This window comes from Pseudomonas sp. OST1909, assembly GCF_015277575.1.
Lineage (GTDB): Bacteria > Pseudomonadota > Gammaproteobacteria > Pseudomonadales > Pseudomonadaceae > Aquipseudomonas > Aquipseudomonas synxantha_A.
The window spans coordinates 614,778-634,317 of sequence record NZ_CP063780.1; the positions used below are offsets into that span (position 1 = coordinate 614,778).

General features: G+C 60.4%; 18 protein-coding genes. 10 read left to right on the forward strand and 8 right to left on the reverse strand.

The features are described 5' to 3' along the window. The first annotated feature begins 47 nt into the window (after positions 1-47). The 10 genes from IH404_RS02730 (at position 48) to IH404_RS02775 (ending at position 11,842) form a co-directional block, all read left to right on the forward strand. Positions 48-983: a choline ABC transporter substrate-binding protein gene (locus IH404_RS02730; protein WP_005783966.1), complete on the forward strand. Its 936-nt coding sequence runs from the start codon at positions 48-50 to the stop codon at positions 981-983. 35 nt (positions 984-1,018) lie between these two features. Then, entirely contained in the window at positions 1,019-1,948 is a 930-nt protein-coding gene (locus IH404_RS02735) for an alpha/beta hydrolase (protein WP_194439883.1), read from the forward strand. Between the two features lie 103 nt (positions 1,949-2,051). Then, positions 2,052-3,023: a prolyl aminopeptidase gene (gene pip, locus IH404_RS02740; RefSeq protein WP_005783969.1), complete on the forward strand. Its 972-nt coding sequence runs from the start codon at positions 2,052-2,054 to the stop codon at positions 3,021-3,023. Further along, the gene (gene dtd, locus IH404_RS02745) at positions 3,020-3,457 is read left to right on the forward strand and encodes a D-aminoacyl-tRNA deacylase (protein WP_194439884.1); all 438 of its coding nucleotides are present in this window, start codon (positions 3,020-3,022) and stop codon (positions 3,455-3,457) included. The genes pip and dtd overlap by 4 nt, the downstream gene beginning before the upstream one ends. A gap of 266 nt (positions 3,458-3,723) precedes the next feature. Further along, positions 3,724-5,460, forward strand: coding sequence for a glucan biosynthesis protein G (locus IH404_RS02750; RefSeq protein ID WP_005783973.1), 1,737 nt, complete (start codon positions 3,724-3,726; stop codon positions 5,458-5,460). After that, on the forward strand, positions 5,453-8,023 hold the full coding sequence (gene mdoH / locus IH404_RS02755; RefSeq protein ID WP_194439885.1) for a glucans biosynthesis glucosyltransferase MdoH: 2,571 nt from the start codon (positions 5,453-5,455) through the stop codon (positions 8,021-8,023). Before IH404_RS02750 ends, mdoH begins: the two co-directional genes overlap by 8 nt. A 186-nt stretch (positions 8,024-8,209) precedes the next feature. Then, the gene (locus IH404_RS02760) at positions 8,210-9,010 is read left to right on the forward strand and encodes a transporter substrate-binding domain-containing protein (RefSeq protein ID WP_194439886.1); all 801 of its coding nucleotides are present in this window, start codon (positions 8,210-8,212) and stop codon (positions 9,008-9,010) included. Between the two features lie 219 nt (positions 9,011-9,229). Next, positions 9,230-10,027, forward strand: a complete 798-nt coding sequence (locus tag IH404_RS02765; RefSeq protein WP_005783978.1) for a transporter substrate-binding domain-containing protein — start codon at positions 9,230-9,232, stop codon at positions 10,025-10,027. 128 nt (positions 10,028-10,155) lie between these two features. Beyond that, the gene (locus tag IH404_RS02770; protein WP_005783980.1) at positions 10,156-11,115 is read left to right on the forward strand and encodes an amino acid ABC transporter permease; all 960 of its coding nucleotides are present in this window, start codon (positions 10,156-10,158) and stop codon (positions 11,113-11,115) included. Beyond that, positions 11,108-11,842 (forward strand): amino acid ABC transporter ATP-binding protein, encoded by a 735-nt coding sequence (locus IH404_RS02775; protein WP_005783982.1) that lies wholly within the window; start codon positions 11,108-11,110, stop codon positions 11,840-11,842. Before IH404_RS02770 ends, IH404_RS02775 begins: the two co-directional genes overlap by 8 nt. Before the next feature lie 4 nt (positions 11,843-11,846). Here IH404_RS02775 and IH404_RS02780 read toward each other — a convergent pair whose 3' ends face one another. The 8 genes from IH404_RS02780 to hisI form a co-directional block, all read right to left on the reverse strand. Beyond that, positions 11,847-13,754 carry a methyl-accepting chemotaxis protein gene (locus IH404_RS02780; RefSeq protein WP_005783984.1) on the reverse strand — a complete coding sequence of 636 codons (1,908 nt, stop codon included), beginning with the start codon at positions 13,752-13,754 and terminating at the stop codon, positions 11,847-11,849. Between the two features lie 177 nt (positions 13,755-13,931). Continuing rightward, the gene (locus IH404_RS02785) at positions 13,932-15,848 is read right to left on the reverse strand and encodes a methyl-accepting chemotaxis protein (protein ID WP_194439887.1); all 1,917 of its coding nucleotides are present in this window, start codon (positions 15,846-15,848) and stop codon (positions 13,932-13,934) included. A gap of 725 nt (positions 15,849-16,573) precedes the next feature. Beyond that, positions 16,574-17,281, reverse strand: coding sequence for a 16S rRNA (uracil(1498)-N(3))-methyltransferase (locus IH404_RS02790; RefSeq protein WP_005783988.1), 708 nt, complete (start codon positions 17,279-17,281; stop codon positions 16,574-16,576). Further along, positions 17,278-18,069 carry a twin-arginine translocase subunit TatC gene (gene tatC, locus IH404_RS02795; protein ID WP_005783990.1) on the reverse strand — a complete coding sequence of 264 codons (792 nt, stop codon included), beginning with the start codon at positions 18,067-18,069 and terminating at the stop codon, positions 17,278-17,280. The genes IH404_RS02790 and tatC overlap by 4 nt, the downstream gene beginning before the upstream one ends. Then, positions 18,066-18,464 carry a Sec-independent protein translocase protein TatB gene (gene tatB / locus IH404_RS02800; RefSeq protein WP_005783991.1) on the reverse strand — a complete coding sequence of 133 codons (399 nt, stop codon included), beginning with the start codon at positions 18,462-18,464 and terminating at the stop codon, positions 18,066-18,068. Before tatB ends, tatC begins: the two co-directional genes overlap by 4 nt. Positions 18,465-18,474: 10 nt before the next feature. Continuing rightward, positions 18,475-18,753, reverse strand: a complete 279-nt coding sequence (locus tag IH404_RS02805) for a twin-arginine translocase TatA/TatE family subunit (protein ID WP_005783993.1) — start codon at positions 18,751-18,753, stop codon at positions 18,475-18,477. 26 nt (positions 18,754-18,779) lie between these two features. After that, complete coding sequence (locus IH404_RS02810; RefSeq protein WP_003187881.1) at positions 18,780-19,112, reverse strand: phosphoribosyl-ATP diphosphatase; 333 nt, start codon at positions 19,110-19,112, stop codon at positions 18,780-18,782. Between the two features lie 2 nt (positions 19,113-19,114). Further along, positions 19,115-19,507 (reverse strand): phosphoribosyl-AMP cyclohydrolase, encoded by a 393-nt coding sequence (gene hisI, locus IH404_RS02815; RefSeq protein WP_005783996.1) that lies wholly within the window; start codon positions 19,505-19,507, stop codon positions 19,115-19,117. Positions 19,508-19,540 lie beyond the last annotated feature (33 nt).

Sequence of the window (19,540 nt, forward strand, 5' to 3'; positions counted from 1 at the left end):
TCAGACGCCATCCCCACAATAAAAAACTGCCGAGTGAGACCACTTCCATGAAACGACTGTTGTTGACCCTCATGCTCAGTGGCTATGTGAGCAGCCATGCCATGGCCGCCGAACCGGCTTCCTGCAAAACCATCCGCATGGGCGTGGTCAGTTGGACCGATGTGGTTGCCACCTCTGGCATGGCGGACGTGCTGCTCAGTGGCCTGGGCTACGACAGCAAACAGACCAGCGCCGTGCAGCAGATCATCTTTGCCGGTATCCGTGACAAGCGCCTGGATATCTTCCTCGGTTACTGGAAACCGGCGATGGACAACAACATCGCCCCGTTCCTGGCGGCCGGGCAGGTCAAGGTGCTCGACACGCCGAGCCTGGCCGATGCCCAGGCCACCCTGGCGGTGCCGCAATACGTGGCCGATGCCGGCTTGAAGACCTTTGCCGACATTGCCCGCTTCAAGGACAAACTCGGCGGCAAGATCTACGGCATCGAGCCGGGCAGCGGTGCCAATACCGATATCCAGAAGATGATCGACACCAACCGCTTTGGCCTGGGCGGCTTCAAGCTGGTCGCGTCCGGTGAAGCGGGGATGCTCGCTGCGGTGCAACGTGCGGTGAATCGCAAAGAGTTCGTGGTGTTCGTCGGCTGGACTCCGCACCCGATGAACCTGAACATGCAAATGGCCTACCTCACCGGCAGTGAAGATGTGTTCGGCCCCAACGAAGGTCGCGCCACGGTGTCTACGGTGACAGCGCCGGATTTTGCCGAGCGCTGCCCGAACGCCAACCGGCTGCTCACCAACCTGACCTTCACCGCCGCCCAGGAAAGCCAGTGGATGGTGCCGATCATGGCGCGCCAGTCGCCCCAGGAAGTGGCGAAAAAATGGCTGCGCGAGCATCCCGAGGATCTACAGCGCTGGTTGGCCGGGGTGGCAGCCTTTGATGGTAGCGATGGTGTTGCTGCCGTCCAGGCCAGCCTTAAACCCTAGAGACACCATCGGACCAGTGTGAATAAGGTGTGCACATGTACCCTATTTCTTCGCAGATGCGCGCCTTTGTCGCGAAGACCGAAGCTTTTACCAGCGATGACTCATCGCTGGCTGGCCTGCGCCAAACCTACAACCGCATGTGCCAGGCATTTACCCCGCCCGTACCCGCGGAGCTGCACATCGCAGATTTTTCTGTAGGAAGTGTCAGCGTGCGCAGCTATCGGCCCGAGGCGCCTGATCCAGCAGAAGGCTGGCCCTGCCTCCTCTATATGCACGGTGGCGGTTGGGTCGTTGGCGGGCTGGACTCCCACGATTTCATCTGCTTTGAACTGGCCGCCACGCTGCAAGTGTTGGTGATCGCCATCGACTACCGCTTGGCCCCTGAGCATCCTTACCCCGCGGCCTACAACGATTGCCGGGCGGTATGGCAGGCGATCCAGGCAGGCGAGGGGCTGCCTGCCATCAACCTCGAACGGCTGGTGGTGATGGGCGACAGCGCCGGTGGCAACCTGGCGGCGGCGTTGTGCCTGGGGCTGCGCGATGACCGGCAAGCAATGCCCCGCGCCCAGGTGCTGGTTTACCCAGGCTTGGGTGGCCCCGCCGACTTGCCCTCGCGGGCTGATTGCTGGGATGCACCGTTGCTCAGCCGTGCCGACACTGAGGACTACTTGGCGTTGTACCTGGGTGACACGCGCATACCCTCGCCCTACGCCATGCCACTGCTGGCCGAGGCGTTCGACGGGCTACCCAAGGCGCTGATCGCCGTAGCCCAGTTCGACCCGCTGCGCGATGACGGCCGGCTGTACGCCGAGCGCCTGCAAGCTGCAGGCGTGGAAACCGTGCTGTATCCCGGCAAAGGGCTGGTCCACGGTTGTTTGCGTGCACGCGGCCAGGTGCCGGAGGTGGATCGGCTGTATGACTATCTGCTCGGTTACCTGAGGCGCGAACTGCTGACACAGGTCTAAGCGCTCAATGACATGCTCATTGCACAATTCGGGTTTATGATGCGAGACGGCAAAATAATAGACGTCCCCCCAGGGATGAACCCGACACCCTACGGAGCGCGCAATGCAGACTTGGTACCCGCAGATCAAACCCTACGCCCGGCATGATCTGGCAGTCGATGACACCCACACGCTGTATGTCGATGAAAGTGGCTCTCCCGAGGGCTTGCCCGTCGTGTTCATCCACGGGGGGCCAGGTGCCGGTTGCGACGCCCAGAGCCGCTGCTACTTCGATCCGAACCTCTACCACATCGTCACCTTCGACCAGCGTGGCTGCGGGCGCTCCACCCCTCGCGCCAACCTTGAGAACAACACCACCTGGGATCTGGTCGCCGACCTTGAGCGCATCCGCGAGCACCTGGGCATCGACAAATGGGTGCTGTTCGGCGGCTCCTGGGGTTCAACCCTGGCCCTGGCCTACGCACAAACCCATCCAGAGCGTGTGCTTGGCCTGATCGTGCGCGGCATCTTCCTGGCCCGCCCGCAGGATATTCACTGGTTCTACCAAGAGGGCGCGAGCCGCCTGTTCCCGGATTACTGGCAGGACTACCTGGCGCCGATCCCGGTGGAAGAGCGCCACGACATGATCGCCGCCTACCATAAGCGCCTGACCGGCAACGACCAGATCGCCCAGATGCATGCGGCCAAGGCTTGGTCCGGTTGGGAAGGGCGCATGTTGGGGCTGTGCCCGAGCCCCCAGCATGTGGAGCGTTTTTCCGAGCCGCAACGCGCACTGTCCATTGCGCGCATCGAGTGCCATTACTTCACCAACAACTCCTTCCTGGAGCCCAACCAGCTGATTCGCGATATGCACAAGATCGCCCATCTGCCGGGCATCATCATCCATGGTCGCTACGACATGATCTGCCCGCTGGATAACGCCTGGGAGCTGCATCAGGCCTGGCCCAACAGTGAATTGCAGGTGATTCGCGAGGCGGGTCACGCCGCGTCCGAGCCGGGCATCACCGACGCGCTGGTGCGCGCCACCGGCGAGATGGCACGGCGCCTGCTTGATCTGCCGCCTGAAGAAGCATGAAGGGCCTGTTGCAGCGGGTGCGTGGCGCCCGCGTCGAAGTGGCCGGTGAGGTCGTGGGGGCGATTGACCAAGGTTTGCTGGTGCTGGTCGCCGTAGAACCTACAGATACGCCCGAGAGCGCCGACAAACTGTTGCACAAGCTGCTTAACTACCGGGTGTTCAGTGACGCCGAGGGCAAGATGAACCTCTCGCTCAAGGATATCGGCGGCGGGTTGCTGCTGGTGTCGCAGTTCACCCTGGCGGCGGATACAAAGAGCGGGCTGCGGCCAAGCTTCTCCACCGCGGCCCCTCCGGCCCTGGGAGCGGAGCTTTTTGAGCACTTGTTGTTACAAGCGCAACAATTGCATGGCAAGGTGGCGTCAGGGCGTTTTGGCGCTGATATGCAGGTGCATTTGGTCAATGATGGCCCTGTGACCTTCCTCTTACAGACATGAATGTATGAAAAACGACTTTAATGCCTAAAAACGCAGGTTTTCGCTACAAATACTTCGCTGTCCCTGATGCGTTGTCTCGCGGGCTACTAGATAATCGCGCGCTACGGGGATCAGCGTTGTTTGGTCCATTTTTGACTTAGGTAGAGCCTTGTCCGATAGCCTTTGGGGAATCATTTTGCCTTGGGGGAGTCGGAACATTGCTCGCCAACCTGGCATATAGATAGCTGGCCGTTGGTTTTTTGATCTGTTTTCGGCGAGGGTTGCTCGTGATTGTTAGTCCCTGTAATGCACCAAAATTGTCTGCCAAACGGTTACGAAACGCACTGGTAACGGGCTCTGCCCTGTTTTGCCTGTTCGGCGCGGGTCAACTGTGGGCATTCAGTCTGGATGATGTGTCGGCCAAGGCAAAAGAGCTGGCCGGGCAGAAATACGAAGCTCCGCGCAGCAATCTGCCGAACGAATTCCGCGAAATGAAATTCGCTGACTACCAGAAGATTCGTTTCCGCAACGAAAAAGCCGAGTGGGCCGATCAGAACACCCCGTTCAAGCTGTCCTTCTATCACCAGGGTATGCATTTCGATACGCCGGTGAAAATCAATGAAGTCACCGCTGACAGCGTGCATGAAATCAAGTACGACCCGACTCGCTTCGATTTCGGTGACGTGAAATTTGATCCCAAAGCTACCGAGCAACTGGGTTATGCCGGTTTCCGTGTGCTTTTCCCGATCAACAAGGCCGACAAGCAAGACGAAATCATGACCATGCTCGGCGCGAGCTATTTCCGCGTCGTCGGCAAGGACCAGGTGTATGGCCTGTCTGCCCGTGGCATGGCTATCGATACCGCGCTGCCGTCCGGTGAAGAGTTCCCGCGGTTCACCGAGTTCTGGATCGAGCGTCCAAAGCCGGGCGACAAGCACCTGGTGATCTTCGCCCTGCTGGACTCGCCGCGCGCTACCGGTGCCTATCGTCTGATCCTGCGGCCCGGCACTGACACCGTGGTCGATGTGAAGTCCCAGATGTTTCTGCGCGACAAGGTCAGCAAGCTGGGGGTTGCCCCGTTGACCTCGATGTTCCTGTTCGGCGCCAACCAGCCTTCCAAGGTGCTTAACTACCGTCGCGAGCTCCACGATTCCAGCGGCCTGTCGATCCACGCCGGCAATGGCGAATGGATCTGGCGCCCGTTGAACAACCCTAAACACCTGTCGGTCAGCAACTTCAGCGTCGAGAACCCGCGTGGGTTCGGCCTGCTGCAACGTGGCCGCAACTTCAGCCACTACGAAGACCTGGACGACAACTACGACAAGCGCCCAAGCGCCTGGATCGAACCTGAAGGCGATTGGGGCAAAGGCTCCGTTGACCTGGTAGAGATCCCGACTGCCGATGAAACCAACGACAACATCGTGGCGTTCTGGAGCCCGGCCGAACTGCCGGAAGTCGGCAAGCCGCTGGACATCGCCTACCGTCTGCACTGGACCCTGGACGACGCTGCATTCCATTCGCCGGACAGCGCCTGGGTCAAGCAGACCCTGCGTTCTACCGGTGACGTGAAGCAATCCAACCTGATCCGTCAGCCCGATGGCAGCGTGGCCTACCTGGTGGACTTCGAGGGCCCGGCCCTGAAGAAACTGCTGCCGGACGCCCCGGTGCGCAGCCAGGTGAGCGTGGGCGACAACGCCGAACTGGTTGAAAACAGTGTGCGCTACAACGAACACACCAAAGGCTGGCGCCTGACCCTGCGCATGAAGATCAAGGACGCAGGCAAACCGACCGAAATGCGTGCGGCACTGGTGCAGGATGTGGTGCAACCAGCGCCTGAGCCGGTTTCCAATCACGTGTTGAAGGCTGACAAAGTCCTGGCCAAGCAGCACGAGAAACAGGCCAGGAAAGACGCAAAAGACAAGCAAGACCCGCAGCCAGAAGCTGCCCCAGCCACACCGGAGCCGGCCAAGACCGAACAAGTCCTGACCGAAACCTGGAGCTATCAGTTGCCTGCCGATGAGTAATTCAAATGTCCGGCCAGAGACTCTGAGCGAGTATCTGGCGCACCTCCCGTTGACCGCTGAGCAGCGCGCCGAGCTGGCGGGCTGCAACTCGTTCAGCGAATTGCACGAACGCTTGTCGTCGTCGACTTTCGACGCACCGACTGAGGCCGCCCAGGCTTCGGTCGGCCGTCGCTTGACCCTCAACAGCGCCGAAGAGCTGCAAGACGCCGAGATGCTGGCGCTCGACGCCAGCGGTCGCGTGTGCCTTAAAGCCACGCCGCCGATCCGCCGGACCAAAGTGGTGCCCGAGCCTTGGCGCACCAACATCCTGGTGCGCGGCTGGCGCCGGATGACGGGTCGCACCAACCCGCCCAAGCCACCCAAGGATGAGCGCGTACTGCCCGCTGCCCGCTGGCGTACCGTGGGTTCGATCCGTCGCTATATCCTGTTGGTGTTGATGCTGGGCCAGACCATTGTCGCCGGCTGGTACATGAAAGGCATCATGCCGTACCAGGGCTGGTCGCTGGTCGACTTCGATGAGATCCGCAACCAGACCCTGCTGCAAACCGCCACTCAGGTAATGCCTTACGCGCTGCAAACCAGCATCCTGATCATGTTCGGGATTCTGTTCTGCTGGGTCTCGGCCGGTTTCTGGACCGCACTCATGGGCTTCCTGGAACTGCTGACCGGTCACGATAAATACCGCATCTCCGGTAAAAGTGCCGGTAACGAGCCAATTCCGAAGGATGCGCGCACTGCACTGGTGATGCCGATCTGCAACGAAGACGTGCCGCGGGTATTTGCAGGTTTGCGTGCCACGTTCGAATCGGTAGCCGCCACCGGTGACCTGGATCGCTTCGATTTCTTTGTGCTCAGCGACAGTAATGACGCCGACATCTGCATCGCCGAACAGCAAGCCTGGCTCGACGTGTGCCGCGAAGCTGGCGGCTTTGGCAAGATCTTCTATCGCCGCCGCCGCCGTCGTGTAAAGCGCAAGAGCGGCAACCTCGACGACTTCTGCCGTCGCTGGGGTGGCGACTACAAATACATGGTCGTTCTCGACGCTGACTCCGTGATGAGCGGCGAATGCCTGACTAGCCTGGTACGCCTGATGGAAGCCACGCCGGATGCGGGGATTATCCAGACCGCGCCGCGGGCGTCGGGCATGGACACCCTGTATGCGCGTATGCAGCAGTTCGCTACCCGCGTATACGGCCCATTGTTTACCGCCGGCCTGCACTTCTGGCAGTTGGGTGAATCCCACTACTGGGGTCACAACGCCATTATCCGCATGAAGCCGTTTATCGAGCACTGCGCCCTGGCGCCGTTGCCAGGTAAGGGCGCATTCGCTGGTGCAATCCTCTCCCACGACTTCGTTGAAGCCGCGCTGATGCGCCGTGCCGGCTGGGGCGTGTGGATTGCCTACGACTTGCCGGGCAGTTACGAAGAACTGCCGCCGAACCTGCTGGACGAACTCAAGCGTGACCGTCGCTGGTGCCACGGTAACCTGATGAACTTCCGTCTGTTCCTGGTTAAAGGCATGCACCCGGTGCACCGTGCGGTGTTCCTGACCGGCGTGATGTCCTACCTGTCGGCGCCGTTGTGGTTCTTCTTCCTGGTGTTGTCCACGGCGTTGCTGGCGGTGAACACCCTGATGGAGCCGCAGTACTTCATGGCGCCGCGCCAGTTGTACCCGCTGTGGCCACAATGGCACCCGGACAAGGCGGTGGCGCTGTTCTCCACCACCATCGTGCTGTTGTTCCTGCCCAAGCTGCTCAGCATCATTCTGATCTGGGCCAAGGGTGCCAAGGAGTTCGGCGGCAAGTTCAAGGTGACCTTGTCGATGCTGCTGGAGATGCTGTTCTCCATGCTGCTGGCGCCGGTGCGGATGATTTTCCACACCCGTTTCGTCCTCGCCGCTTTCCTCGGTTGGGCTGCCACCTGGAACTCGCCGCAGCGTGACGACGACTCCACGCCTTGGAGTGAAGCGGTCAAGCGTCACGGCCCGCAAACCATTCTCGGCTTCCTGTGGGCGCTGTTGGTGGTGTGGTTGAACCCAAGTTTCCTGTGGTGGCTGGTGCCGATTGTCGGCTCGCTGATGCTGTCGATTCCGGTGTCGGTGATTTCCAGCCGGGTCAAGCTGGGCCTCAAGTCCCGTGACGAGAGCCTGTTCCTGATCCCCGAGGAATACAATCCGCCGCAAGCGCTGCTGTCGACCGAGAAGTACACCCACGAAAACCGTTGGCACGCCCTCAATGACGGTTTCGTGCGTTCGGTGGTCGACCCGCAGCAGAACGCCCTGGCCTGTGCCTTGGCGACCTCGCGTCACCGTGAGGCCGAGCCGATCGAGTACCTGCGCATTGAGCGCGTTCGCCATGCGTTGAAAGTCGGCCCTGCCGGCCTCAACAACAGCGAACGCCTGGCCCTGCTCAGCGACCCGGTAGCCCTGGCTCGCCTGCATGAGCAGGTCTGGAACGAAGGTCATGCCGAGTGGCTCGGTGCCTGGCGTGCTTCGATCAAGGCTGATCCGCACGCGCCATTGCTGCCTCTGCAACCGCAGTCGCCGCAGGCCCAACCGGCCTGATTCAGACGCCCCCGAGGGTTCGCCTCGGGGGCGCTGCAGACGCTGGTCCTACAGCGTTTACAGTCGCTTCCTTTTATCCCTAACTCCTTGTTATTTCGAAACAAAAGACCTTTGATCGAGGCGTATTGTGGTGCCTGTCGCTGGGTTAGCATCGCCCCCAAAATTTGACTCGCCACGGGGGCATTCATGATCAAAAGGTATTGTTCGGTATTGCTGGTTAGCGTTTTCCTATGGGCTTACGCGGGTCTGCTGAGTGCGGGCGCCCTGGACGATGCTGTTCGTCGCGGCGTGTTGAAGGTGGGGACCACGCCCAATTACGTGCCCTTCGAGATGCTCGATAAGCAGGGGCGCATCGTCGGTTTTGAAATTGACTTGCTGCGCGCCATGAGCCGTGCGCTAGGCGTGGAGCTTGAGCTGATTGCAGTGCCGTATACGGATTTGGTCCCGGGGTTGATGGCGAAGAAATTCGACCTGATTGGCAGTGGCATGACCGTCACCCAAGAGCGCAACCTGAAGCTCAACTTCAGCGACTCTTTCATTGTGGTGGGTCAGACCGTGCTGCTGCACCCCCGCCTGGCCGGCATCGTTTCCAGCATCGAAGAGCTGGACGACGCCAGCTACCGGGTGGTGACTATCCAGGGCACGACCGGAGAGGCAGCAGCCCAGCGTTTTCTGGGGGCTGCTCAACTGGGCACGGTGACGACCCCGGAAGACGGTGTGCGGCAGGTCGTGGAAGGCAAGTTCGATGCGTTTATCCATGATGCGCCCTACAACCTGATCGCGATGAGCCGGCCGCAGAACAGCGCCTTGTTGACACTGGAACAACCCTTCACCTTTGAGCCCCTGGCGTTTGGTTTGAAAAAGGGTGATTACGACAGCCTCAACTGGATCAATCACTTTCTCAATCAGATCGCTCAGGATGGCTCCTACGATCGCCTGCATGACAAGTGGTTCAGGGACACGGCCTGGATGGCAGAGATTGAGTGATCGTCATAACTACTTACACATCAATCAATTGTCGAGGGGCTACGTAAACGCATCTACCCCTGCGCTTGACTGCACCGCCGTAGGACTTTTACGACATACGCCGACAACATTTACCGGTGAAACCTTTGTGACGGACAACGAGTGGGTTAGGATCGCATCCCGAAATGGCGCAGCCCTTTTGTGCGCCGACCTTATAAGAATCGTTCAGGGGTCTTGATGATGAAAAAGTATCTTTCGATGCTGATGCTCGGCGTCACCGCGATGGTCGCTGCCACTGCGGCCCAGGCTGGTGCCATCGACGATGCGGTCAAGCGCGGCACGTTGAAAGTCGGCATGGACCCGACCTACATGCCGTTCGAAATGACTGACAAGCGCGGTGAAATCATCGGCTTCGAAGTCGACATCCTCAAGGCCATGGCCAAGTCCATGGGGGTCAAGCTGGAGCTGGTGTCCACCGGTTATGACGGCATCATCCCGGCCTTCCTGACCGGCAAGTTCGACATGATCGGCAGCGGCATGACCCTGACCCAGGAGCGCAACCTGCGCCTGAACTTCAGCGAACCCTTCATCGTGGTCGGCCAGACCCTGCTGATCCGCAAGGACCTGGAAGGCACCATCAAGTCCTACAAAGACCTGAACGATGAGAAATACCGTCTGACCTCCAAGCTCGGCACCACCGGTGAGATGGTCGCCAAAAAGCTGATTTCCAAGGCCAAGTACCACGGCTACGACAACGAGCAGGAAGGCGTGCTGGATGTGGTCAACGGCAAGGCTGATGCCTTTGTGTATGACGCGCCGTACAACGTAGTAGCCGAGAAGAAAGTCGGCAACGGCAAGCTGGTGTTCCTGGAAGAACCCTTCACCTTTGAACCCCTGGCGTTCGGTTTGAAGAAAGGCGATTACGACAGCATCAACTTCATCAACAACTTCCTGCACCAGATCCGTAACGACGGCACCTACGATCGCATCCATGACAAGTGGTTCAAGAGCTCCGAGTGGCTCAAGGACATGGAATAAGGCCTGACACCGAGTTGCCTGCATCGCAGGCACGCCAGCTCCCACATTTGACTGTATTTACACATCAAATGTGGGAGGGGGCTTGCCCCGATGGCGGCCTATCAGGCAACACATATCCGGAAAGTGAAATGAAACAGAAAAAAGCCCAATGGCCCTGGCACCTGCTGACGGTGGTCGTGCTGGTCGGCCTGGCTGGCGCCTTGTACTACGCCACCTCGTTGATGTCCTACGAATGGCGCTGGAACCGCGTACCGCAATACTTCGCCTATCAAGCCGAAACCTCCCAGCGCGCCGCGGATATTTCCACCGTGGTCGAGTTGGTGCGTAAAGGCGATGTGGCCGAAGTCACCCTGCGCAACGACGCGGGGGCCGAGCAAAAGCTCACAGTTGCCGACAACAGCCTGCAAGTGGCGCGCGGTGATGATGTGGCTGAAGGCGATGTGGTCGGCGTGACCCGCCAGTGGGCGCTGGGGCCGTTGATGTGGGGCTTGTGGACCACGTTGTGGCTGTCAGTGGTGTCCGGCATCTTGGGCTTGGCGATAGGTTTGGCGACCGGTTTGTGCCGGCTCTCCAAAAACCCGACCCTGCGGGATTTGTCGACGATCTACGTCGAACTGGTGCGCGGTACGCCGCTGCTGGTGCAGATTTTCATTTTCTATTTCTTCATCGGCACGGTGCTCAACCTGTCCCGGGAGTTTGCCGGGATCGCCGCGCTATCGTTGTTCACCGGCGCCTACGTGGCCGAAATCGTCCGCGCCGGCGTGCAGTCCATCACCCGTGGCCAGGATGAAGCGGCGCGTTCCTTGGGCTTGAGCGCCAGCCAGTCGATGCGCCATGTGGTGTTGCCGCAAGCCTTCAAGCGCGTGCTGCCACCCCTGGCCGGGCAATTTATCAGCCTGGTCAAGGACACGTCCCTGGTGTCGGTGATTGCGATTACCGAATTGCTCAAGAGTGGCCGCGAAGTGATCACCACCTCGTTTTCGCCATTCGAGATCCTGTTCTGTGTGGCAGGCCTGTACCTGCTGATCAACCTGCCGCTGTCGAAAATGGCCAGCCGGCTTGAGCGGAGGCTCGCCCAAAGTGATTGAAGTGCGCGATCTGGTAAAAGTCTTCGACACCCGTGGGCATGTGGTACGCGCGGTTGATCACGTCACCACCCAGGTGGCCAAGGGCGAAGTGCTGGTGGTCATTGGCCCGTCCGGTTCCGGCAAGTCCACCTTCCTGCGCTGCCTCAATGGGTTGGAGGCGTTCGACTCGGGCTCGGTGAGCATTGATGGCCTGCAATTGGCCGATCCTAAAACCGATGTGAACGCCTATCGCCGTGAAGTCGGCATGGTGTTTCAGCATTTCAACCTGTTCCCCCACATGACCGTGCTGGAAAACCTGTGCCTGGCGCAAAAGGTCGTGCGTAAGCGCGGCAAGCAAGAGCGCGAGGCCAAGGCGCTGGCTCTGTTGGAAAAGGTGGGCATCGCGCAGAAGGCCCATGAGTTTCCATCGCGCCTGTCTGGCGGCCAACAGCAGCGGGTTGCGATTGCCCGGGCGCTGGCCATGGAGCCCAAGGTGATGCTGTTTGACGAGCCCACTTCGGCGCTCGACCCGGAAATGGTTGGCGAAGTCCTCGACGTCATGAAGACCCTGGCCCTGGAAGGCATGACCATGGTCTGCGTGACCCACGAGATGGGCTTTGCTCGCGAAGTGGCGGACCGGGTGCTGTTCTTCGACCATGGCAAACTGTTGGAGGACGCAGCACCCGCCGAATTCTTCGCAGCGCCGAAAGACCCGCGCGCCCAAGCCTTCCTGCGCCAGGTGTTGTAACTGCTCAGACCTTGAACCGGCCTACCGAGCGCGCCAGGTCTGTGCCCAGGCGCGCTAGCTCAATGCTGGCCGCCGCCGTCTGCTCACTGGCGGTCGAAGTTTGTTCCGACGCATCCTTGACCTTCAGTACGCTGCGGTTGATCTCTTCGGCTACCGCGCTTTGCTCCTCGGCTGCTGCGGCAATCTGCGGGTTCATCTCCTGAATCACCGATACCGTACGGGTGATGTTGGCAAGGGCTGCGCCTGCGCGGCGCGTCAGCTCCACGCTGTTGTCGGTCAGGCTGAGGCTGTTGTCCAGGATATCGGCGGTGTGTTGCGTGCCACGCTGCAAACCCTCGATCAATACCTCGATTTCCTCGGCTGATTGCTGTGTGCGCTGGGCCAGGGTGCGTACTTCGTCGGCCACTACGGCGAAACCACGACCTGCCTCACCCGCGCGTGCCGCTTCGATAGCGGCGTTAAGGGCCAGCAGGTTGGTTTGCTCGGACACCGATTTGATCACCTCCAGCACGCTGCCGATCTTCTGGCTTTCCTGTTGCAAGCCTTGCATCGCCAGGCTCGAGCGGTTCATCTGCTCGGCCAGATGTTCGATATGGGTAATCGCTTCGCCCACCACCTGGTCGCCCACACCCGCTTGTTGATCAGCCTCAGTGGCGGCAATCGAGGCTTGCTCTGCATGACGAGCGACCTCTTGGGAGGTAGCGAGCATTTCGTTCATAGCGGTGGCAACTTGCTCGGTTTCCAGTTTCTGGCCATTGACCCCGGCGCGGGTTTGCTCGGTGACGGCGGACAGTTGCTCGGCGGCGCTTGCGATCTGGCGGGCGCTGTCGTTGATACCGCCGATCAGGGCGCGCAGGTTGAGCGTCATCTGGCCGATGCTGCGTTGCAATTGGCCCAGTTCGTCGCGCCGCGAGGTAGTGATATCGTGACTCAGGTCGCCCTCGGCGATGCGGTTGGCTGTCAGCAGCGCCTGGCGCAACGGCCGCACGATCTGGCCGGCGATCAGCCAGGCGGCGAGGGCCCCGAGCAGCAGCGCTGCGCCTGTCACGTAGAGCAACATCAGGCGAGCCAAGTCTGCTTCTTTGTCGCGTTGCAGGGTCTGTTCCTCGCTCAGGCGGTCGCTTTGCGAGAGTAACTGGTCCAGCCACTGCTCCAGTTGATTCTGGGTGTTTTCAACAGTGACCTGCGCGTCCTTGACGCGGTTGAGTTGGGCGCGATAGTCGAGCAGGGCGCTGTTCAGAGCGGTGCTGTCGACCGCTAAAGCCGTCACGGCAGACTGAGCACCGTCGAGGGCCTTGAGCGCGTCGTCCACGCCTTGGGTGTAAATCTGCAGTGTGTCTGCGGCCCATGCCGGTGTCTTGGCGCGGTCTTCGGCTTTTTCCAAGGCCAGGCGCAGGTTTTCCACGCTATCCAAGGCTTTCTCATCGTTCTGGTCGGGCAAGTCACTGGAAAATTGTCCAAGGGTGTCGCTGGCCGCCACAGAACTGCTGGTGAGCCCCTTCTGCGCTTGCTCACGTTGTTGCATCAAGGTGGGTAGCCCGCCCAGTGCGGTCTTGAAGCGCGCGCTGAGGCGACTGGAGTCTTGGACTTGCTGCAGATGTGCCTGGATTTTCAGGCGATCCGCCAACTCGACCAGGTAACCGTCGATTTTTTCCATGTGCCGGCCGATCTTGTCGAAGTTCGTCGGTTCATTGAGGGTGCGGTACACAATCCGTTCGGCGCGTAGTTCTTCACCGGTCACGGCCAATCGAGAAAGGGTGGTCAAGGTTTGTGCACGAAAGAGCGAGTCGTTCAGTGCCTGCCATCCCGTCAGGGCGACAGCAATGCACAGTGCCAGCACCAGGCCGAAGCCAAGGATAAGCTTGAGGGTGACGCTGGTATTGCCCAATACGCGGGTCAGTGGTCGAAACATGATGCACCTCCATCAGCAAAGAGAAAGCGTCTCGCAGTCCGACTGACGCAGGTCAGGAGGAGTGGGAACGCTAAATCTTTTCGGCACGGGGCGCGTAAGTGTTGACCTGAAAGACGTGTAGGAAATTTCACAAGTTGCAGGGAGCACCCAGCAGGGTCACTCCCTGGTGTGAGCGTGTCAGACCCTGAAGCGGCCGACCAATGCTTGCAGATGAATGCCCAGGCGCGCCAGTTCTGCACTCGACGCAGCGGTTTCTTCGCTGGCCGAGGACGTCTGTTCGGATACGTCACGCACATTCAACACGCTGCGGTTGATCTCTTCGGCTACGGCGCTCTGTTGCTCGGCGGCGGTGGCGATTTGTGAGTTCATCGCCTGGATGGTTGAAACCGTGCGGGTGATATTCGCCAATGCGCTGCCGGCGCGACGAGTCAGTTCAACGCTGCTGTCGGTCAGCCCACGGCTGTTGTCCATGATGGAGGCCACCTGCTGGGTACCGTTTTGCAGGCCGACGATCAGCTCTTCAATCTCTTCGGTGGACTTCTGTGTGCGCTGGGCCAGGCTGCGCACTTCATCGGCCACCACCGCGAAGCCACGCCCGGCCTCCCCGGCACGCGCCGCTTCAATGGCCGCATTCAGCGCCAGCAGGTTGGTTTGCTGGGCGACGGATTTGATCACGTCAAGCACGCTGCCGATCTTGTCGCTTTCGCGCTTCAGGTCGCCCATGGCGAGGGTGGAGTTGCCGACTTCGGTCGCCAGACGTTCGATCTGGGCGATGGCTTCGCCGACCACCTTGTCACCTTCACGGGCCTGTTGGTCGGCGGCCACAGCAGCTTCCGAGGCTTGCTCGGCATTGCGTGCAACTTCCTGCACGGTGGCGGCCATTTCGTTCATGGCGGTGGCGACCTGATCGGTCTCGACCTTTTGGCTGTTGACCCCCGCGCTGGTCTGTTCAGTCACGGCCGACAACTGCTCGGCCGCGCTGGCGATCTGGGTGACGCCGTCGCTGATACCACCGATCAACGCGCGCAGGCCCACGGTCATGCTCTGCATGGCGCGTTGCAACTGGCCCAGCTCATCCTGGCGGCCAGAGTCCAGGTTGTGGCTCAGGTCGCCGGAGGCCACGCGCTCGGCGACCTTGAGGGTCTGGTTCAGCGGGATGACGATCTGGCGGGTGATGGCCCAGGCTGCGAACAGGCCGAAGACCATCGCCAGTACGGTGGCGAGCAGCAACAGATACTTGGCCTGGGCCACATCGTGGTCGCGCACTGCGGTTTGCGACGTGGTGAGTTTCTCGCTATGGCCCAGCAGAATATCGCCCTGGGCGCTCATGATTTTAAGTGCGGCGGCACTGGCCACCTGGGAGTCGCGATATTGGCTGACGGCGGCGCGATAGGCTTGCAGTGAGACACCAGCCTCTTGCAGGTTGGCCTGGTAGGGCGCTGGCAGTTGGCTTTGCAGTTCGGTGATTTTCTTCAGGGCATTGTCGATGGCATCAAGGGCCGGTTGCTCGGCCTCGACTTTGCCGCTGTAGGTGTAGCCGCGTACCTGGAAGCGCGCTTGCTGGATCAGCTTGGCCAGGTCAACCACGCTGTTGAACTGGGTGACGCTGTCGCCTTGCAGGAGGCTTTTTTCAATCTCGTTGGTTTTGGCCACGGCATTGTCGGCGGTGTCGCCGAGCTTGCTGCGCGCGCCCTCACGCTTGAGGCCCGCCTGGACCATGGCCGCGAAGGCTTTTTTGTATTGGCTCAACGCTTCCTGTTGTTGTTCGACGAGGGCCTTGTCATTGGGCTGTTCGATTAACTGCGCGGCGGTTTCAAGGCCATTGTCCAACTGAGTAATCAGGCCGGTGACCGCGTCGGTGCCTTGTTCGCCGCGGCGCATATCAAAGTCCAGGCGCGCCAGGCGCAGGTCTTTGGTCAGGCCATTGAGGCTGGAGATAAAACCCAGCTTATCGCCGCGATTGATCACGTCGCCCAGGCCGGTCCAGCCGGTAAAGGTGATCAACAGCGTCAGGATCAACACCAGGCCAAAGCCGACGCTCAGCTTTCGGTTGACGCTTACATTCCCCAGTTTCTCGGCTAACCAACGATACATGCTGCGAACTCCCCTGGAACAAGGCTTGGACTTATTCAGAGGCTATCGGCATGGGCATAGGATTCTGTAGCGCCACAGATCCAATGTGAGAGGGGGCTTGCCCCGATGGCCATAGGTATCTACACAACTTTGTAGTCGCCAATGGTAACCACGATGCGAAGCGAGCCGCTCTTGATCTTGATCTGCTTTTGATCTCAGGCGCCCCGTCAAACCACGCTGGCCGGAATTCGACAGGGATTTGGGGGGTAAACCGGCAGGGATGCCGGTTTAGCCGCCCCGCGCCATGGATGGCGCGTGGCGGCGGCCCCCCAAATCACTGGCGGATTACGGGCACACCGAGCCTGGGCGAGGTGCCGAGTGGTGGGGCAAGAGCGTTTTGCTTACTTTTGCGCTTTTCAAAAGTGAGCCGCCGTCAGGGCGGAACCCCAAGTGGCCGTTACCGCAGGAATGGATATGTACTCGGTATAACTGTGTCGGCTGTCAGGCCGCCTTCGCGAGCAAGCCAGCACTCACAGTTTGATCGTAGGATGTCAGGTAGATAAGCGTCGGCTGTCCGTCACCACGGGAGCAAGCTCCCTCGCCACAGGTTCGGCGCAATGCCCAAAGTTGTGTAGATACCTATGCCTCGATGGCAGAGTGTCAGCCACCACATTCAGTGATTCATACACCGCTATCGGGGGCAAGCCCCCTCCCACATTTAGGTTGCGGTGTTTTTGGATTTGATATCAGAACAGTCGGGCGAGCAGGGCCGTCACGGCGGTTTCAACCCGTAGGATGCGCGCACCAAGCTGCACCGGTTGCAAACCGGCCTTGGTCAGCAGCTCGACTTCATAGGGAATCCAGCCGCCTTCCGGGCCAATTGCCAGTGTTACCGGCTCATCCAGCCCCCGAGGGCACGCAGGGTAATCACCGGGATGACCGATCAGGCCCAGGGTGCCGGCAGTCATGGCCGGCAGGCGATCTTCGACAAACGGCTTGAAGCGCTTTTCGATAATGATCTCGGGCAGCACCGTGTCCCGCGCCTGTTCCAGGCCGAGGATCAGTTGCTCGCGAACCGCCTCGGGCTCCAGGAATGGGGTCTGCCAGAAGCTTTTTTCCACGCGGTAGCTGTTGACCAGCACGACCTTGGGCACGCCCATGGCCGCCACGGTTTGCAGCACCCGGCGCAGCATCTTCGGGCGGGGCAGGGCCAGCAGCAGTGTCAGGGGCAGCTTTGGCGGCGGCGGTTGGTCGAAGCTGACTTGCAGCTCGGCTTCGCCTGCGTCCAGGCGCAGCAGTTGGGCATTGCCCATCAGCCCGCCAATGCGGCCCACGCGCAGGTTGTCGCCTACAGCGGCGCGGTGGACTTCCTGCATATGCACCAGGCGCCGATCACGCAGCACCACGCGGTCGGCCGCGATGAAGTCGGCGTCTTCCAGCAGCAGCAGGTTCACGGCTGGGTCGCTGGCGGCTGGTCGTCGTCGGCAGGCTGGTCGTCCGGGTGTTCGCCGCGCTTGCTGATCAAGCCGCTGAACAGGATGCCCACTTCAAACAGCATCCACATCGGCACGGCCAGCAAGGTCTGGGAGAAGATGTCCGGCGGCGTGAGGATCATGCCGACCACGAAGCAGCCGATGATCACGTACGGGCGGATCTTCTTCAGGTACTTGACGTCGACCACTCCGATCCACACCAGCAACACCACCGCCACCGGGATTTCGAAGGCCACGCCAAAGGCGAAGAACAGCGTCATCACGAAGTCGAGGTAGCTGGTGATATCGGTCATCATCTCCACGCCGGCCGGGGTGGCGGCGGCGAAGAACTTGAAGATCAGCGGGAACACCAGGAAGTAGGCGAAGGCCATGCCGGTATAGAACAGCAGGATGCTCGACACCAGCAACGGCACTGCGATGCGCTTCTCGTGCTTGTACAGGCCCGGCGCAATAAAGCCCCAGATCTGATGCAGGATCACCGGGATCGCCAGGAACAGCGAAACCATCATGGTCAGCTTCAATGGCGTCAGGAACGGCGACGACACGTCGGTGGCAATCATCGTCGCGCCGACAGGCAGGTACTGGCGCAACGGTGTGGAAACGAAGGTGTAGATCTGCTGGGTGAAGGCAAACAGCCCGGCAAAGATGATGAAGATGGCCGCTACGCAACGCAGCAGGCGGGTACGCAACTCGGTGAGGTGCGAGACCAGCGGCATGTGCTGGTCGTTTTCCGGTTTATCAGCGCTCATGGGGCTCGCGGCGGCAATGTAGGGTCATGGGGCGCGGGCGACGTAACGGGTGTCGGCGCGGGCTCTGTGGGGGCGGGCACGGGTTCTGCAGCGGGGACCGGCGCGATGCTCTGCTCGGCCACCGGAGTGACCGGCTTGGCCGGCTCCTGCACCGGGGAAAGAATCTTGCGCGCCTCCTGCTCCAACGACAGGATATGTTCGTTGTGCAATTGCCGGCGGATCTCGTCGGCACCGATTTCCCGTTCAACTTCCTGTTTGATCGCGTTGAAACTGCGTTTCAGGCGCCCGATCCACAGGCCGGCGGTGCGTGCGGCACCGGGCAGGCGTTCCGGCCCCAGTACCAGCAGGGCCACCAGGCCGACGAGCAGCAGTTCAGAGAAGCTGATACCAAACATTAGTCAGTGCTCACGAGTCTTTGCGGGTCGGCTCTTGGACTTTTTCAGCCTGCACGTCGAAGGTACGACGCTCGGTGATCGGCTGGGCGGCCTGCGGGTGCACAGGCTGTGCCGGTGGCACCGGGTTTGCGCTTGGCTCGGCGGGTTTCTCGTCGTCGTTCATGGCTTTACGAAAGCCCTTGATCGACTCGCCGACGTCGGTGCCGAGGTTTTTCAGTTTCTTGGTGCCGAACACCAGAACAACCACCACCAGAATGACGATCCAGTGTTTCCAGTCAAAAATGCCCATGCTGCAAATCCTCAAGTCTTGGTTAATCAGGCGGACGGGCGCGAGGCCTTTTCGGCGTGCCCGGACAAGCCGAAGCGACGGTCCAGTTCATCCAGCACGGCCTGTGGATGCTGCCCCAGTTGGGCAAGCATGACCAGGCTATGGAACCACAAGTCGGCGGTCTCATAGATTACATCGCTGTAATCACCGCTGATTTGCGCGTCCTTGGCCGCAATGATGGTCTCGACGGATTCTTCGCCGAGTTTTTCCAGAATCTTGTTCAGACCCTTGTGGTAAAGGCTAGCGACATAAGAGCTGTCGGCATCCGCGCCTTTGCGGTCTTCCAGCACCTGGGCCACACGGTTCAGGGTATCGCTCATGTTCAGTGTCCTGCCGAATAAATGGCGTGCGGGTCTTTAAGCACTGGGTCCACTGTCTTCCATTCGCCGTCTTCGAAGACGCGATAGAAACAGCTGTGGCGCCCGGTATGGCAGGCGATGTCGCCGATCTGGTCGACCATCAGGATCACCACGTCGGCGTCGCAGTCCAGGCGCATTTCATGCAGCACCTGCACGTGCCCGGATTCTTCGCCCTTGCGCCACAGTCTGCCACGCGAACGTGACCAGTAGATGGCGCGCTGCTCAGTGGCAGTAAGGCTCAGCGCTTCGCGGTTCATCCAGGCCATCATCAATACGCGCCCGGTCTTGTAGTCCTGGGCAATGGCCGGCACCAGGCCGTCACTGTCCCACTTGATCTCGTCCAGCCAGTTTTTCATGTTCGGCTCCGGCAATTTGCGACAGTGTATAAC

Coding starts and splice junctions, on each gene's coding strand:
- IH404_RS02730 (WP_005783966.1), top strand. CDS start 48: ATGAAACGACTGTTGTTGACCCTCATGCTCAGTGGCTATGTGAGCAGC.
- IH404_RS02735 (WP_194439883.1), top strand. CDS start 1,019: ATGTACCCTATTTCTTCGCAGATGCGCGCCTTTGTCGCGAAGACCGAA.
- pip (WP_005783969.1), top strand. CDS start 2,052: ATGCAGACTTGGTACCCGCAGATCAAACCCTACGCCCGGCATGATCTG.
- dtd (WP_194439884.1), top strand. CDS start 3,020: ATGAAGGGCCTGTTGCAGCGGGTGCGTGGCGCCCGCGTCGAAGTGGCC.
- mdoH (WP_194439885.1), top strand. CDS start 5,453: ATGAGTAATTCAAATGTCCGGCCAGAGACTCTGAGCGAGTATCTGGCG.
- IH404_RS02760 (WP_194439886.1), top strand. CDS start 8,210: ATGATCAAAAGGTATTGTTCGGTATTGCTGGTTAGCGTTTTCCTATGG.
- IH404_RS02765 (WP_005783978.1), top strand. CDS start 9,230: ATGAAAAAGTATCTTTCGATGCTGATGCTCGGCGTCACCGCGATGGTC.
- IH404_RS02770 (WP_005783980.1), top strand. CDS start 10,156: ATGAAACAGAAAAAAGCCCAATGGCCCTGGCACCTGCTGACGGTGGTC.
- IH404_RS02780 (WP_005783984.1), bottom strand. CDS start 13,754: ATGTTTCGACCACTGACCCGCGTATTGGGCAATACCAGCGTCACCCTC.
- IH404_RS02785 (WP_194439887.1), bottom strand. CDS start 15,848: ATGTATCGTTGGTTAGCCGAGAAACTGGGGAATGTAAGCGTCAACCGA.
- tatC (WP_005783990.1), bottom strand. CDS start 18,069: ATGAGCGCTGATAAACCGGAAAACGACCAGCACATGCCGCTGGTCTCG.
- tatB (WP_005783991.1), bottom strand. CDS start 18,464: ATGTTTGGTATCAGCTTCTCTGAACTGCTGCTCGTCGGCCTGGTGGCC.
- IH404_RS02805 (WP_005783993.1), bottom strand. CDS start 18,753: ATGGGCATTTTTGACTGGAAACACTGGATCGTCATTCTGGTGGTGGTT.
- IH404_RS02810 (WP_003187881.1), bottom strand. CDS start 19,112: ATGAGCGATACCCTGAACCGTGTGGCCCAGGTGCTGGAAGACCGCAAA.
- hisI (WP_005783996.1), bottom strand. CDS start 19,507: ATGAAAAACTGGCTGGACGAGATCAAGTGGGACAGTGACGGCCTGGTG.